Origin of the sequence: Rhizobium binae (genome assembly GCF_017357225.1) — a bacterium.
Lineage (GTDB): Bacteria > Pseudomonadota > Alphaproteobacteria > Rhizobiales > Rhizobiaceae > Rhizobium > Rhizobium binae.
Genome location: NZ_CP071607.1, coordinates 334,507 through 350,500 on the forward strand (window position 1 = coordinate 334,507; position 15,994 = coordinate 350,500).

At 58.6% G+C, this 15,994-nt stretch carries 12 protein-coding genes and 1 pseudogene; 7 read left to right on the top strand and 6 right to left on the bottom strand.

The genetic code is table 11. From position 1 onward, the window contains the following. Positions 1–39: 39 nt before the first annotated feature. From J2J99_RS28450 to J2J99_RS28460, 3 genes and pseudogenes are all read left to right on the top strand, one after another. Positions 40–189: pseudogene (locus J2J99_RS28450) on the top strand (BON domain-containing protein); the annotation flags it as partial. An 86-nt stretch (positions 190–275) separates the two neighbouring features. After that, positions 276–2,738: a phosphoketolase family protein gene (locus tag J2J99_RS28455; protein WP_168301398.1), complete on the top strand. Its 2,463-nt coding sequence runs from the start codon at positions 276–278 to the stop codon at positions 2,736–2,738. 199 nt (positions 2,739–2,937) lie between these two features. Further along, the gene (locus J2J99_RS28460; protein WP_168301397.1) at positions 2,938–4,257 is read left to right on the top strand and encodes a glucoamylase family protein; all 1,320 of its coding nucleotides are present in this window, start codon (positions 2,938–2,940) and stop codon (positions 4,255–4,257) included. A 99-nt stretch (positions 4,258–4,356) separates the two neighbouring features. On the opposite strand, the gene J2J99_RS28465 is transcribed toward J2J99_RS28460, so the two are convergent. Both J2J99_RS28465 and J2J99_RS28470 read right to left on the bottom strand, forming a co-directional pair. Next, entirely contained in the window at positions 4,357–6,057 is a 1,701-nt protein-coding gene (locus J2J99_RS28465) for an ABC transporter ATP-binding protein/permease (RefSeq protein WP_168301438.1), read from the bottom strand. 243 nt (positions 6,058–6,300) lie between these two features. Continuing rightward, positions 6,301–6,759, bottom strand: coding sequence for a pyridoxamine 5'-phosphate oxidase family protein (locus J2J99_RS28470; RefSeq protein WP_168301396.1), 459 nt, complete (start codon positions 6,757–6,759; stop codon positions 6,301–6,303). Between the two features lie 281 nt (positions 6,760–7,040). Between J2J99_RS28470 and J2J99_RS28475 the strand changes: the two genes are divergently transcribed. Beyond that, positions 7,041–7,553, top strand: a complete 513-nt coding sequence (locus J2J99_RS28475; protein WP_168301395.1) for a hypothetical protein — start codon at positions 7,041–7,043, stop codon at positions 7,551–7,553. Positions 7,554–7,663: 110 nt separating this feature from the next. On the opposite strand, the gene J2J99_RS28480 is transcribed toward J2J99_RS28475, so the two are convergent. Further along, positions 7,664–8,497 carry a universal stress protein gene (locus tag J2J99_RS28480; protein ID WP_168302479.1) on the bottom strand — a complete coding sequence of 278 codons (834 nt, stop codon included), beginning with the start codon at positions 8,495–8,497 and terminating at the stop codon, positions 7,664–7,666. A gap of 307 nt (positions 8,498–8,804) precedes the next feature. After that, entirely contained in the window at positions 8,805–9,830 is a 1,026-nt protein-coding gene (locus J2J99_RS28485; RefSeq protein ID WP_168302265.1) for a hypothetical protein, read from the bottom strand. A 156-nt stretch (positions 9,831–9,986) separates the two neighbouring features. Between J2J99_RS28485 and J2J99_RS28490 the strand changes: the two genes are divergently transcribed. Further along, positions 9,987–11,474: a ribose-phosphate diphosphokinase gene (locus J2J99_RS28490; protein ID WP_168302266.1), complete on the top strand. Its 1,488-nt coding sequence runs from the start codon at positions 9,987–9,989 to the stop codon at positions 11,472–11,474. Positions 11,475–11,524: 50 nt separating this feature from the next. Here J2J99_RS28490 and ppsA read toward each other — a convergent pair whose 3' ends face one another. After that, positions 11,525–13,906, bottom strand: coding sequence for a phosphoenolpyruvate synthase (ppsA, locus tag J2J99_RS28495; RefSeq protein WP_168302267.1), 2,382 nt, complete (start codon positions 13,904–13,906; stop codon positions 11,525–11,527). Between the two features lie 151 nt (positions 13,907–14,057). On the opposite strand from ppsA, the gene J2J99_RS28500 reads away from it, so the two are divergent. Both J2J99_RS28500 and J2J99_RS28505 read left to right on the top strand, forming a co-directional pair. Next, positions 14,058–15,017, top strand: coding sequence for a glucokinase (locus J2J99_RS28500; protein WP_168302268.1), 960 nt, complete (start codon positions 14,058–14,060; stop codon positions 15,015–15,017). Positions 15,018–15,196: 179 nt separating this feature from the next. After that, positions 15,197–15,460, top strand: a complete 264-nt coding sequence (locus J2J99_RS28505; RefSeq protein WP_168302269.1) for a DUF982 domain-containing protein — start codon at positions 15,197–15,199, stop codon at positions 15,458–15,460. Positions 15,461–15,613: 153 nt separating this feature from the next. Here the strand turns inward: J2J99_RS28505 and J2J99_RS28510 are convergent, their stop codons facing one another. Continuing rightward, entirely contained in the window at positions 15,614–15,838 is a 225-nt protein-coding gene (locus tag J2J99_RS28510; RefSeq protein ID WP_168302270.1) for a hypothetical protein, read from the bottom strand. Positions 15,839–15,994 lie beyond the last annotated feature (156 nt).

Genomic DNA, 15,994 nt, shown 5'->3' on the forward strand with positions numbered 1-15,994 from the left:
ATAGCGTTCGGCAAGCGGCCAATCTGATGGCCGAGCTCGGACTTATCCGTCACGGTCGCTGACGGGATCGTGCATTTACGGGGCAACGTCGAGACGGCCGCCTGCCGCAGGGCGGCAAGAATTGTAGCGGAGGGTGTTCGCGGTGTGCGCGGTGTGGTGGAGCATTTCCCGGAAGCTCCTCTTCAATAGCCTCGCGGCATCCACACGAGACTTGATCGACCCGATGACGATCTGCCGAGGAGATTCGTAATCATCATTTTGAATGGGAGACTGAGATGGCCTCACTTGAAACGGCAGTGATGAAAAGAACGGCCTCGGCAACATCGCAGGCAAAGACACCGCTTCCGGCCGAGGAACTCCGCCTGATGGATGCCTATTGGCGGGCATCGAACTATCTGTCGGTCGGGCAGATTTATCTGCTCGACAATCCGCTACTCAAGAAACCTCTTGCCCGCGAGCATATCAAGCCGCGTCTGCTGGGCCATTGGGGAACTTCACCCGGCCTCAACATGCTCTACGTGCATCTCAATCGGGTGATCAAGCGCGACGATCTCAACATGATCTATGTGATCGGGCCCGGCCACGGCGGTCCTTCGCTTGTTGCGCACGCCTATCTGGAGGGGACCTACAGCGAATTCTACCCGAATATCGGCCAGGATGAGGAGGGAATCAAAAGGCTGTTCAAGCAATTCAGCTTTCCCGGCGGTATTCCGAGCCATGTCGCCCCTGAAACTCCGGGGAGTATCCACGAAGGCGGCGAACTTGGTTACGCTCTCAGCCACGCTTATGGCGCGGCTTTCGACAATCCCGACCTGATCGTCGCCTGTGTCGTCGGGGACGGGGAAGCCGAGACAGGTCCTCTTGCAACGGGATGGCACGGCAACAAGTTTCTCAATCCTGCCCGTGACGGCTGCGTTTTGCCGATCCTGCATCTCAATGGCTACAAGATTGCCAATCCCTGCTTCCTTGCCCGTATACCCAGGGAGGAATTGGCAAAGTTCTTTGAGGGCATGGGATATGCTCCCCTCTTCGTGGAAGGCCATGAGCCAGATCAGGTGCAGCAGCAGCTTGCCGCAGCCTTGGACACCGCCGTTGCGACAATCAAGACGATCTGGGCGGACGCGCGGAGCAACGGGAAGGTTCGCCGTCCAGCCTGGCCGATGATTGTCTTCCGCACTCCGAAGGGTTGGACCTGCCCCTCCGAAATCGACGGTAAGAAATGCGAAGACTACTGGCGCTCGCATCAGGTCCCGATGGGCGACATGGATAAGCCCGAGCATATCAAGGTGCTTCAACGCTGGATGAAGTCCTACAGGCCCGAAGAACTCTTCGACGGTGAAGGGAAATTGCGGGCCGAACTGGCCTCGTTGGCGCCGGCGGGACATCGCCGGATGAGCGACAATCCGCACGCAAATGGCGGGCTGTTGCTGCGCGATCTGAAGATGCCGGATTTCCGCAGTTATGCCGTCGCAGTGCCGAAACCCGGATCGGTCACCGTAGAATCCGCCCGTGTCATGGGCAAATTCCTGCGCGATGTGATGAAGCTGAACCTCAACAGCAAGAATTTTCGCCTGTTCAGCCCCGACGAGAACAATTCCAACCGTTGGCAGGACGTGCTGGAGGTCACCGATCGCTGCTACATGGCCGAGATCTACTCCGAAGACGATCATCTTTCGCCGGATGGGCGGGTGATGGAAGTCCTGAGCGAACATCAATGCCAGGGTTGGCTCGAAGGTTATTTGTTGACGGGACGACACGGTTTCTTTTCTTGTTACGAGGCCTTCATCCACATCATCGACTCGATGTTCAATCAGCACGCCAAATGGTTGAAGGTCTGCAACCACATCCCATGGCGAAGGCCGATCGCCTCGCTCAACTACTTCCTGAGCTCACACGTCTGGAGACAGGACCACAATGGGTTTTCCCATCAGGATCCAGGCTTCATAGACCATGTGATCAACAAGAAGGCCGAGGTTATCCGGGTCTATCTGCCGCCGGACGCCAATACGCTTCTGTCGGTTACCGATCACTGCCTGCGCAGCCGAAACTATGTGAACGTTGTGGTCGCAGGCAAGCAGCCCGCACCGCAATGGCTCACGATGGATGAAGCGATCAAGCACTGCGCCGAGGGTCTCGGCATCTGGGAATGGGCGAGCAATGATCGCGACTCGGACCCGGATGTGGTCATGGCCTGCTGCGGCGACGTGCCAACATTGGAGACGCTTGCCGCCGTCCAACTGATCCGCGAGCACCTTCCCGAGTTGAAGGTGCGTGTCATCAATGTCGTCAATCTGATGAAGCTGCAGCCGAAGAGCGAACATCCTCACGGGCTTTCGGATCCCGACTTCGATGCGCTCTTCACCAAGGACAAGCCGGTCATCTTCGCATTCCACGGGTATCCCTGGCTAATCCACCGCCTTACCTATCGGCGAACAAACCATAAGAACCTGCATGTGCGGGGCTACAAGGAAGAGGGAACGACCACGACGCCATTCGACATGGTCGTTCTGAACCAGCTCGATCGCTTTCATCTTGTCGAGGATGTCATCGACCGCCTGCCGCAGCTCGGGGCGCGCGCGGCCTATTTCAAGCAGGCAATTCGCGCCAAGCTGATCGAACACCGGCAATATATCGAGGCGCACGGCGATGACATGCCGCAGATCAGCGGCTGGACATGGGGTGTCAAGAGCACGGAAAAGGCCAAGGCGGCGACGTCCACAGAGGGAGACAATACCTAGGCGAGACATTGCGCGCAAACGATCGTGGCCGCGGGCAAGCGGCCATGGCCGACTCCGGATCCTAGAGCATGATTCCGAAAGGTGTGAGCGGTTTTCGGGCGACATCATGCTCTAACTCTTTAATTCGGAACAGTATTTAGGCCGACCGGGCCCAAATGCTGTTCCAGCGAAACCACCTGATCTCCTCGGTTACCACATCATGTCGGAGCTACTGTCCACCGATCCCGAACTGAACCGAATGCCAACGGATGAAGATCTCGGTCGTCTTCAGTTCACGACACTGCTCTATTATCTGCAATGCACCAATCCGGATAACGGATTGGTGCGCGACAAGACGCAGCCAAGCGCCCCGGCCAGCATCGCGGCCGTGGGCATGGCGCTTGCCACCATTCCTGTCATCGTCGAGCGCGGCGTCGTCATTCGCGAGTTCGCCGCCAAGATCACCCGACGACGGCTGGAATTTCTGATGTCCTGCCATCAGGGACCGGAACCGGACGCGTCCGGCTACAAGGGCTTCTTCTACCATTTCCTGGATATCGAAACGGGACGACGGGTCTGGGAATGCGAGCTGTCAACGATCGACTCAGCCTTCCTCTTCGCCGGCGCCTTGACCGTTGCGGCCTATTTCGATGCAGACACCGATGACGAAGCGAAGATCCGGAGACTTGCAAGATCGCTCTACGAGCGCGTGGACTGGAATTGGGCGCGCAACAACGGCGCGACGCTTACGCATGGCTGGCGGCCGGAGAACGGCTTCATTCCTTATCGCTGGCGCGGCTATGACGAAGGTTTGCTTCTCTACATTCTTGGGCTTGGCTCGCCGACCCACCCCCTGCCGCCTGAAAGCTTTACGGCCTATACGGAGAGTTACGAATGGCGGAACATCTTCGGTCGCGAACTCCTCTATTCCGGTCCGCTCTTTACCCATCAGCTTTCGCACATGTGGATCGATTTTCGCGAAATTCGCGACGTCTTCATGCGCGAGCACAATAGCGACTATTTCCAGAACAGCCGACACGCCACATTCGTCCAACAAGAATATGCCATCCGCAACCCATTGGACTTTAAAGGTTACGGTGAACACTGCTGGGGGTTCACGGCAAGCGACGGACCAGGTTGGACGAAGCGAACGGTAGATGGGATCGACAGGGAGTTCTATGATTACGTCGCGCGCGGGGCGCCCTTCGGGCCGGATGACGGGACGGTATCTCCCTGGGTTGTGGTCGCGTCGCTGCCGTTCGCGCCGGAGATTGTGATCCCGACGGTGCGAAACTTTGCTCGTATGAACCTTGGCATGACGCGGCTTTATGGTTTCAAGCCGTCATTCAATCAAACATATGCCACTGAAGGCAAGGACCACGACTGGTGGGTCAGCCCCTACCATTTCGGGATCGACCAGGGCCCGGTCGTCCTGATGATCGAGAACTACCGAACCGGCCTGTTGTGGAACATCATGCGTCGGTGCGAACCGGTGGTTGTCGGATTAAAACGAGCGGGGTTTTCCGGTGGCTGGCTATGACCGGTTTCGAAAGCTCGCCTTGCCCATGAAACGCCTGTTCTAAATTAAAGAGTCAGAGCATGATGTCGTCCGAAAACCGCTCGCACTTTTGGCATCATGCTAGGGACCTGGAGATTCATGCTTATGCTGATCGATCCACGCCCACGAGCCGTCCCGGCCATATTCGAGGACGGCATCATAGCCAGCGCGCGGCGCTCCCGGTTCAGCGAAATTGACACATCCGATCCCTCGTTTCGCCAGAAAGTTGAGGATATCCGCCAGGCGTTCTTGGCCGAAGCCGGCATCGGCCTTCTCGAGAAGAATATAACGTGGGGCCGCGACGATAGCGCTTGCAAGAGCAACAATTCGTTGTTCGCGTGACGACAGCAGGGAGGACCAATCCTGTTCGGCGTCCAGGTCGCCGAGCGTCAAAGGCCGTTCCAGGCCGAGTTGTCTCAACAGCTCAAGGAGCCGCTCATCCGTTTCCTCCGCCGCGGGCTCTTGAGAGGACAGGATCTGGCGCAGGGTTCCCGGACCGCAATAGGCGCGCTGGCCGACGAAACCTAGATTTTGGCCGGGCGGCATGACGATGCGCCCGCTCCCGGCGGTGCCAAGTCCTGCAGTCGCCCGGTACAACGCGGTGCTCGCGCTATCGCCGTCCCCCACGACGATCAGGCTGGTGCCGGCCGCCAGCTTGACGGTCAGGTCCTTCAGCAGGATATCGCCTGTCGGCGATGTCAGGGTCAGGTTCTGATAGCGGAAATCTCCGCCGGACTCGATGCATTCGACGCCCGTATCCGTCGCCTTGCTGGCTTCTTCGACCGCGTCCAGAAAGGAACTGATGCGCCCCACGACGGTCGCGAAATTCGAGATCGAGCTGAATTGCGCGACGATGAACGAGAACGCGCCGACGAGCATCGCAAATGCCGCCGCCGACTGGGTGATGACGCCGAATTCCATATCGCCGCGCATGAAAGCCGGCGCGATGAGAACCACCGGTATGATCTGGATCATCCAGTTGTAGCCAGTGGTGAAGAAGCCGACGTTGCGATTGACACTGATGATGCGCCTGAAATTCGCGGCGAGTTCGTCGAACTGTCCTAACAGCCGAATTGCATGACGTTGCTGCGAGCGTTCGACCATTATCGATTCGGCATTTTCCCGGACACGGATAAGTGCCGATCGAAAGCCCGCTTCGCAATCAATCTGGTTATAGTTCAGCTTGATGAGAGGCCGTCCAAGCAGGATCGTCATAAACGAACCGCAGGCTGCGTAGATAACGGCCGTGAAGAAGAGAAGCGGGCTGATCAGCCACAAGACGCTCGAAAAGGTGAAAACTGTCAACAGGCTGCTCAAGAGCATGAGCAGGAAAGACAGGGTCGTGGTGGTGAAGGCCTTGATATCCTCGGCAATCCGCTGATCGGGATAAGAAAGTCTGCCCTGTATGCCAAGCCGGTAGAAAGTCCCGCCGGTCATATAAACCCCGACTGCGCGGCGGGTCAGGTATTCGCGCCAAAGCAGCGCCAGTCGTTCCTCGGCGAAGCGGGCCACCACCGACACGATTGTCGAAACGGCAAATGCGCTGGTGTAGAGGATTGCCTGGCGAACAAATTCGGTCGTCTGCCTCTCGGCAATCGAAGTCATGAAATGCCGGCCGACGAAGCTGTTGACGACGTTGAGGGCACTGATGCCGCTGAAGAGGGCGATCAGGGCAACGAGAAGAAACCAAGCGCGTCTTCGGACATCGGATATCAGGAACAGTCTAACTGCGCGGACGAACCGTATTGCGGTCACCTTTAGCGGGATCTGCTGCTGACTCATCTTCATCCCTCCCCCCTCGTCTCTGCCCAAGATCACAGCCGGAAACATACTATGGGAAGAACAGACTCAGGGAGTTTTGAAGCGCATCAACCTGCTGCAACCGCCATAATCGTCACCGGCATGTCATCGCCCTTTACGCGAGAATGGGAGAAGCGGATCCGACTTCCAGTTTGGGCAGGCCTTTACGACTGCTGTTGAGGACTTCGGTCGAGACGCTTATACGCCTCACCCGTCTGGCTCGTCTCAGGTCAACTCGAAACCTTGCCTGCCCGAGATTTCTTCAACCCAAATTCCAAAGAAGATGGGCTCATGTGCCTTTGCGATCGTCCCCTCTTCCGGGATGATGGCGCCAGGCTCCCACCATCCACTCTTCCTCTGCAGAAGGCTCCAGGCGTGCTGCCGTTCACCGGTAAAGCCGTCCTTGTCCGGAAATTCTTCAAAGCGTCCCGAGGCGATCACCGACTGCCAGGCGCTACGCGATGCACTTTCTTGGACCAACACGCAAACCTGGGGATTTGCCCTCATCCAAGCGATTTTCTTTCCCTCGAGGGAGAAGGCATAGATCTTTCGCTCCTCACAGGCCAAGGACATCGGCACGAGATATGGCTTATCCTCGTGGCTACATGCCAGGATCCCTGTTTTCGCGTGGTGAAGTACGTGGAAGCAATCATCCGCGCTCATTTCCCGAATGGTCACGCTCATCATCACCTCCTTGAGACAAAGGCAATATTGACATGGTTATTCGTCAGAGGACTTGCGATAGCTCAATCTTTCAATGTTTCCTGCAACGCGATCTCTGTTTCATTTCAGATGGCCTTGAGCGCTGACCGCAGCAGGTCCGCCAGACCAGATGGTCAAACCCTCGAAGAGTCCATGACCGGCGAAAGCAAATTCTCAGGCCCGGAACCTTTGATCTCCCGCAATGTCCTTTGACTGCGCAGGGTCTATGATGAGCCGACTTTTTCCATAGCAGGGCAACTGTTGTGAGCGATTTCACCGTGGCGCCAGCGCAGGAATCAGATTGGCCGGACCTTGAACGATTCCTGCACGTCGGAGGCGTGATGCCGCCACCGGCTATCTGGCAAGACCTAAAGCAGCTAACCGCCGAATTTTCTGCTGCTCGAAAGCATCGGCACCTGAACCAAATGCTCATTGCCGTCGACAGGCTGGGCATGATCCGAGGCTTTTGCCTTATCCAATGCGCCCAGCGATGGCCGTATCGCGAAGTCCTTGATGTACCGGTTCTTATCGCTGATGAAGGCGCAAACCAGAATGCAATCTGCCGTGCTCTATATGATTACACAACCGAGGTAGCACGAAACAATGCCATTCGTACTGTGCATTTTCACCGATTGGCAAAGGACTGTTGGTGGTCCGCTTCGCAAAGCCAAGCGGCTTCGAAAGGCTGCGTGATCGTGCCAATCGACGATTCTGCCTGTCCGATGGATGGCAAGAACCCGGAATTCCCTCTTGGCCCTCCGACCAAGGCGCCCTAAGAGAACTCGCCCTGCTCGAAGTTGCAGAAGGATTGTATGCGGAGGTCGCTCGCTTCCCGCCGAAGTCCGACGTCGGATATTTCGCGATGCAGCCGAGCAAACGGCCGACTTCAATGGGCCATGAATATCGGCATTTTGCTTTCTTCGAGCATGTTGCGCGTCACACCGCCAAAGATCGTTTGCTGCCAACGCGGATGATTATAGGCACCCATGACCATGAGGTCGGCGGATACGTCTATGGCATGCTGTCGCAAGATCTCATCTGCCGGCCGTCCGCCGCTGGCAATTCGGTCTACCTGGACCTTGACTCCGTGACGGGCGAGATAGGCGGCAATGTCGGCTCCCGGCTCCTCGCCATTCGCGCCCATCCTTGCGACGGGATCCACCATGGTCACATAGACGGTGTCGGCTTGCTTGAGCAGATCGAGCGACTGGCGAGCGGCACGGGAGGCTTCGTCACTTGAATCCCACGCCAGAAGTATCGAACCGGGAGATGAATTCATTGCCCGCCTTCCCCGGTTGATGAGGATCGGCGTCGGCGTTTGGAACAGAGCGCCACCGATGATGCGCTTGCGGAGCTCTTCGTCTCGGGCGGCTTCTCGCCCGATCAGGACGATGTCGGCGTAAAGCGCCCTTTCGGCGATATCCGCATCCGCATAAGCGAACTCTGAATAAACGTCCTGCACCTCGTAGGAAAGTCCGCTGCGCCCCAGGATTTCCTTGATTTCATCGGCCTTCTCGGAAAGCGCGTCGATTTCGCGTTGGCGCTCGTCGAGCCAGACGGAAGAAATGGTGTTATAATCCGCCATGATCGGCACCGCCCTCAATGCGATCACCAGCGCGTTCAGATGTGCGCCCTGCGCCCCACAGAAGTCGATCGCGCTTTTGAGATCCTCCTCACACTGATTGACGCTGAGGATGCTTAATACCGTCCTGATTGTCATGTCGGGATACCTCTCCGGTTTCAATGTTAGGATATTAGCCTTCCGGCCAGTGCATTCCTTGACCTTCGTCAAAGCGGTACGGATTTCCGGCTTACAGGCTGCTTGCTGACGCACGGGAGTGGCCACGGACATTCCCGTTTCAGAATTTCACCAAGCTGCGAGTTCGGTCACCGGATCCTGCTGTGTTCTCAAGATCGGCGGTGCGCGAACTGGGTTGGTATCCGCAAGATCCAGATACCGTTGAAAGAATGCAGGCCGGGACTGCCGATCGAGGCTGAAAGGGACGGCCAGCCACGTGAGCATCGTGTCAGCGCGCAGACAGGGATGCGAATCCCCCGCGATAAAGGGCGGCCTGCGCCAAAGCGAGATACTTCGTCGTCTTCTCCTCCCAGAGACCCGGCACCACTCGCACGCAATCCAGCAGATGAGAGTAGCTCATGCGCGCCCGCATGGCCGCCCGAAATGCCGTGTACAGAAATCGCAATTCGGGCAGGATGCGGTCGTCCAGCTTCTCCTCCATCATGAGGTAGAGCGTGTCGGCGATGTCAGGAGCGCCCAAGAAGCTGCATTCCATTCCGAGGAAGGCGATCTCGTCAAAAGGGTCGATCAGGCGAAGCCGTCGATCGAATTCAAGACAGTCGAATATGGCGAGGGGATCGCACAGACAGATGTGCTCGGGCCGCAGATCCCCATGCCCCTCGATGTAGCAGCCCTGCTTGATGCGTTGCTCGATTGGATCGCGTAACTGATGAAACGCATGGTCAAGGTCGTTCAACAGATTCCTGGCCGCCTGATGGTCAATATCGAACTCCTCGTGTCTCAAGACCTCTCTGTTGATTTCATTCTGACACTCCAGCAGCCGAAAATGATCGAGCGGGTCGAGGGAGATGGGCTCCGCCCTGCGGTAGAAGGCAGTGAGGCGTTCAGCTAGCCTGACCAAGTCATTTGCAGTGTGGGTGCCGCTCTTGATCAGCTGATCGAGCATGAATTTTTCAGGCAGACGGCGCATTTCCAGCAGCCACTCCTCCACTGTCCCCTCGCCGTCAATCGAAAGCATACCGTCCGGATGGCTGACGAGAGGAGTGACGCGGAGATAGACATCCGGTGCCAGCCGCCGATTGAGGCGCAATTCCTCCCTGCAATTCAACTCCCGCGCGGCGAGATCCGAAAAATCAATGAATGGGCTGACGATGGGTTTTTTAAACTTGTAGACACGGTCGCCGCATAGGAAAACCCAGGACATGTGGGTTTCCAGCGCCGTGATCGGAGCGCTCCCTTCCCCGTAGGCTTCCTGCCTGCTGAGGAAGCCTACCTTCTGATCCAAAGAAAGCACGTCGTTTTCTCCACGATCGATCGTCAGGCATATTTGCCCGTTCGCCGACCGACGCATTGACGTCCCTCAAATGCGCGATAACAGCGCTCCTTTTGACTTCGGTCATCGCGACCCCTCCCGGCTGGAGCTATCCTGCCTGCAACGGAGGAGTCTCTCATGAGCATGATGGCAAGAACGAACGCCGCGTTGGCCCGTCTTTTCCAGCGCCTGGACAGCCTGCCGAGACCCAGCGATCAGCAGCTATCGGATGTTTTTCAGGAATGGCTGGACCGGCGTCGGCAACTGATCGCTCCGACGCCTGAAGCGCTCATTGCGCCAGGTTCAACCGCTGCCATGCGCGCTTTCACCTTTCGGCGCGATGCCGTAACGCCGCAAGACTATGTGCTCACTTCGGATCCGGCACCGGCCGCGGCCCTCATCGGCGAGCTTCCGGCAGGCGGCCGCCTGGCAGCTGCAAAGAACCGTCGCGGCGCCGTGCGGCTGCGCCGACTGTTCGACATGGTCGGCCGGACAGGAGAGCCAATTCTCGCTGTATTCAGCACCAGATATCGACAAGCTCCATCCGCTTATGTGGAACTTCTGGTTGCTCCGCTTTCCAGCGATGGCAGAACGATCGATTCCTTTCTTGCCAGCGCCAGTATGCGTCGGCTTTCGTCCGCGGCGACCAAGGTTCTTCCGAACAGAGTACCGCCGAATGTGCTTCTCTTCGCGCTGAAAGGCAGCGGAAGTTTCGGCGAGCGTGTGGCGAGCGAACTGGGTCTGCCGCTCAGTCAGGTCGAGGAGCGCACCTTTGAAGACGGGGAAGAAAAGACCCGGCCGCTGGTGGAGGTTCGAGGGCGCGACGTCTGTGTCGTTTCGGGCCTGGCGCGGTCGGGCGATCAGAGCGTGCATGACCGACTCTGCAAGCTTCTGTTCTTCATAGCGACCCTGAAAACCAACGGTGCATCGCGTGTGACCGTCGCTGCACCCTATCTTGCCTATATGCGCAAGGACCGACAGACAAAACTTCGGGACCCCCTCACTGCAGCTTATGTCGCAAGGCTCTTCGAAGCGGTCGGGACGGACTGCCTGCTGACGATGGATACGCATAATCTCTCCGCCTTTCAGAACGCCTTCCGATGCCTCACTGTCCACCTCACGGCATACGAAGCGTTTGCTTCCCATTTCGCAAATCTGGCCGGTTCAGTTGAAGTGACGGTCGTCTCTCCCGATCTCGGGGGGGCAAAGCGCGCCGAAATGTTTCGGGAGGCGCTGGAAAAGTCGCTTCACCGGCCCGTCGGAATGGCCTTTATGGAAAAGCAGCGTAGCCAGGGCATAGTGAGTGGTGACCTGTTTGCCGGAGAGGTCCGAGGGCGGACGGCCGTTATTATCGACGACATCATCAGTTCCGGCACGACGATGGCGCGTGCCGCGCAGGCCTGCGCCGACCGAGGAGCAGCGCATATCCATCTTTGCGCTTCGCATGCACTGTTTTCGTCGGATGCAGCGGCGAACTTGGCTGCCCCATTCATCGACGAAATTTTGGTCAGCGACACGGTGGAGGTTGCGGCACCCTACCGAGACGACGAGCGCCTCACGATCATGCCGGTGGCGGGGCTTTTTGCCGGCGCAATCGCCCGGTTCCATGAGGCGGAGGCGCGGTAAATTCGGCCGCCGGCGCTTTCGGCCCGGTCGCCCGACCGCGACGCCTGCCTTTATCGCCGCTCCGCCTCCGCCACCCTGCGTTTGACCGCGACGAAACTGTCGGGCGTGACGGAAATGCTGTTGATCCCGCATTCGACGAGGAAGGCGGCGAAGTCGGGATAGTCGCTTGGGGCCTGGCCGCAGATGCCGATCTTGGCGCCAGCCTTTCCGGCTTCGGTGATGACGTGGGAAATCATCCATTTCACGGCCGGATCCTGTTCGTCGAAGAGATCGGCAAGATCGCCGGCATCACGGTCGACGCCGAGCGTCAGCTGGGTAAGATCGTTCGAGCCGATGGAAAAACCGTCGAAGTGGCGTGCGAAATCCCCCGCCAGGATGACGTTGGACGGGATCTCGCACATCACGTAGATCTCCAGCCCGTCATCCCCGCGCTTCAGGCCATTTTCCGCCATGACCTGCAGCACCTTCTCCGCCTCCGCCACCGATCGACAGAACGGGACCATGACGACGACGTTGGTAAAGCCGATTTCGTTTCGCAACTTGCGGATCGCACGGCATTCGAGCGCAAAACCCTCGCGATAGCGCGGCGAATAATAACGGGATGCTCCACGGAAGCCGAGCATCGGGTTCTCTTCCTTCGGCTCGAATTCGGCTCCTCCCAGAAGCCCCGCATATTCGTTTGTCTTGAAATCGCTCAGCCGAACGATGGCGGGATTGGGGTGAACGACCGCCGCGATGCGGGCGAGACCGCGCGCGAGATTGTCGACGAAATAGTCGGATTTGTCTTCGTAGCCCTGGGTAAGGACCGCAATCTGGTCTTTGGCGGCTCGGTCCTTCAACCGGTCGAAATGGACGAGCGCCATCGGATGAATGCGGATGGCGTTGCTGATGACGAATTCCATGCGGGCAAGGCCGACGCCATCGGCGGGCAGCCGCCACCAGCGGAGGGCGGTTCCGGGGTTTGCGAGGTTCAGCATGACCTGGGTGCGTGTTGCGGGCAGATCATTGACATCAAGCGTTTCGGCCTCGTACTCGGCCAGCCCCTCATAAACGAAGCCTTGGTCGCCCTCGGCACATGAGACCGTAACCTCCGCGCCCGTATGCAATAGCAGCGTCGCCTTGCCGGTTCCCACCACCGCGGGCAGGCCAAGTTCGCGGCTGACGATTGCGGCATGTGAGGTGCGCCCTCCATGGTCGGTGACGATTGCTGCAGCTCGCTTCATAATCGGCACCCAGTCGGGGTCGGTCGTCGCCGTTACCAATATCGATCCGTCGATGAAGCGATCGATATCGTCGGCTGTTTCGATCATGCAGACACGACCGGAGGCGACGGCATCGCCGATCGCCAGACCTTCGACCAATGTTCGTCCCCGGTGCCTGACCTTGTAACTCTTGAGGATGCCTGCCCGCTGTGTGGACTGAACGGTCTCAGGCCGCGCCTGGACGATGAACAGGTTGCCGCTCTCGCCATCGCGCGCCCATTCAATATCCATCGGGCAACCATAATGCGCTTCGATAAGCGACGCCCAGCGTGCGAGCCGCAGGATCGCCTGGTCATCAAGCACGAAACTTATCCGCTCGGATCGCGAGGTGGGAACATTGCGGGTGGGTTCCTCCAGCGATCCGAGGATCATCTTCTTCGCCTTCGTGCCGCATTTGCGGGCGATGATGGGCGATAGGGCGTGGCTGTCGAGAAAAGGCTTGAACACCTGATATTCATCAGGATCGACAGCGCCCTGGACGACATTCTCCCCAAGGCCCCAGGCGGCATTGATAAGCACGATCTTGTTGAAGCCGGTCTCGGTGTCGATGGAGAACATGACACCGGATCCGGCCCGGTCGGACCGGACCATCTGCTGGACGCCGATCGAAAGGGCTACCTTCAGGTGCTCGAAGCCTTTGGTCTGCCGGTAAGAGATTGCCCGGTCAGTGAAAAGCGAGGCGTAGCAGCGGCGGCAGGCATCCAGAAGCGCCCGCTTGCCGCGGATATTGAGAAAACTCTCCTGCTGTCCTGCGAAACTTGCGTCCGCAAGGTCCTCCGCAGTCGCGCTCGAGCGCACCGCGACTGCGATTTCGTCGACGTCCATGCGGCGGGAAAGCGCCGCATAGGCGATCTGGATGGCAGCGGCCAGATCATCGGGCCACTCACCCCGCAAGAAGAGCTTGCGGATGGCTGCCCCGGTTTCGGCGAGGCCCGCCTTGCCCTGCTGCCAGTCCCCGATCAGTGCTGCAATCTTGTCGCGGATGCCGTTGGCATCGACATAATGCCAATAGGCCTCGGCTGTCGTCGCGAAACCCGCCGGGACCGCTATGCCTTTTGGGGTCAGATCCTGGATCATTTCACCCAGCGAGGCATTCTTGCCGCCGACCCGGGCGACGTCGGTGCGCCGAAGATGCTCAAACCAGATCACTTGTTCGTTCTCGCCCGCCATGGCGCCCTCCTGATCTCGACCGATCCGCAGCCGCAGAATGAAAGCATCGAGGCTAGGCCCTCATGGATCGTTCGACCTTGATGGAAATCAAGGTCAGGGCGTGTCGGTTGTCGCAGACTGACGGTGATCCTTGACCAATGGGGGAGCAGACATGTCGATACTGTCAGATCGCATCGCCATCGTCGGCGAGATCGGCCCGACCCATTCACGCTTTGCCGTGGCCGATATCGACGAAACGACGATGGACCATTATGTCGTTTTGCGAACGGATGACTTCGATACGATCGAACTGATCATCGACGCCTATCTGAACTCCTTGCCGCATCGCCCGGGAAGGCTGAGCCTTGCCGTGGCCGGCGATGTCGTCGATGGGCAGGCGCGTCTCTTCCATCGTCCCTGGAACTTCAAGGCAAAACAGCTGCAGGACGCGTTTTCCCTGCAATCGGTCAATCTGATGCGCGATATCGAGGCTGTGTCCCTCTCCGTGCCATTGCTGGCGCAACATGACCTCCTGCCGATCTGTGGAACCGCCTCTGCCCAAACCGGACCGAAGGCCATCGCGCTGGTCGAAAGGGACATAGAGGCGGCAGTCGCCATCCCGAATGCTCGATCGTGGACGACGGTATGCGGGCGGGCCGGCGATATCTCTTTCGGCGCCGAGGACGAAGAAGAACTTCTTATCATCAACAGCCTGCGAAGCGGGCCGACCAGGATCGGCCTAAGGAGCCTTTTGACGTCAATCGGTTTTGCCGCTCTTCATGATGCGTTGCGGATCCGGGCGGGACTGAACCTATCGGGCTGGAACGTTCATCAGATCGTTGAAGCATCCGAACTCGACGAGCCGGACCCTTATGCCCGGCAGGCGCTCCAGCGCTTTGTGACCTGGCTCGGCCGCTTCGCGGGAGATCTGGCTGCAGTCTATGGCGCCACGGGAGGCGTCTATCTCGTCGGCGGCCTGGCGAACGACCTGCGCGGCGTTCTGACGGAAGGGGCATTCGCAGCCTCGTTCAAGGCTGCAGGCGGTCCGTCAGGTTTCACCTCAACGGCCTCGGTCCATCTCGTGACGGCATCGAACACAAGCCTGCGCGGCGCAGCTCTGGCGCTTTCCTGATCAGTACAGACCATCGGCCACTGCAGGGAGGGGATAAACCTGGTCATTGGATCGAAGCCGGCTCTCCTCACCGCCAGAAAGAGGGCGTGGCAAGAGAGGCAAAGCCGCAGGAATCTCGAACGGCCAAGGTGGTGAAAAGGCTACAGGGATCATGCGTGTTTACGTTTCGGGGTGGAGCGATGGAGTGGAACGCATCTAGGCGCATCGAGCCTATTATACTGATTTTCACTGACACCGGACGCCGCAGGATCATACGAACCGCGCGGGAGGCCGCTGAAATCCTGATCAAGGAATGGCCCCTCGATGACGGAGAAGAGTTTTTGGATGCCGTAAAGACCTGTCTGGATGTCATCGTTGGCGAGAGTGAGCCGGACCAGCTGCGCGAGGCGATGATCCGCGCGGCAAATGAAGCCGGCCTTAGCGCGATCACGGTCGTTCCTTAATGCCGAGCGTCAAACGTTCCCCTCCGATGCTGCCGCAGTTTCAGCGCCGCGATGCCTGTTTGTGCAAAGGATCCGTCGGTCCCAGCTGATATACGGGACCTGAGAAGCAGAGGCAGGCAGATCTGCCACCATGACCGGAGTCTCTTCCCGACCTTACTGGCCAGATCGTTCGTCGAGGATGGACAGGGCGTCCTGCAGTCTGAGAGCCGCCAGTGCTTCCGTTGCCTCGTCGGGAGACCATCCTGCTTCCAGTGCTGCGGAAAGGAGCCGCGACTCCGTTTGAAGCTCGAGCTTCTCATAGAGCGGCTCGAGGGCCTCGCGCGCGGTGACCACGTGCTGATCGGGCGGAGTAATGGGTGTCGCGGCAACCGTAGGCATAATGCTCCTCCTTTTGAACGCTAAGGTTCGAAACACGATCGCAGGCATGCTTGTTCCGCTCACATCGCATTTTTTGGCCGTATCACGGCTGACGGAAACTGTTGCGAAACTCTGGACGGTCGCAACGTCATCCGTCCCCGGCGTCTCCGGGGTGGC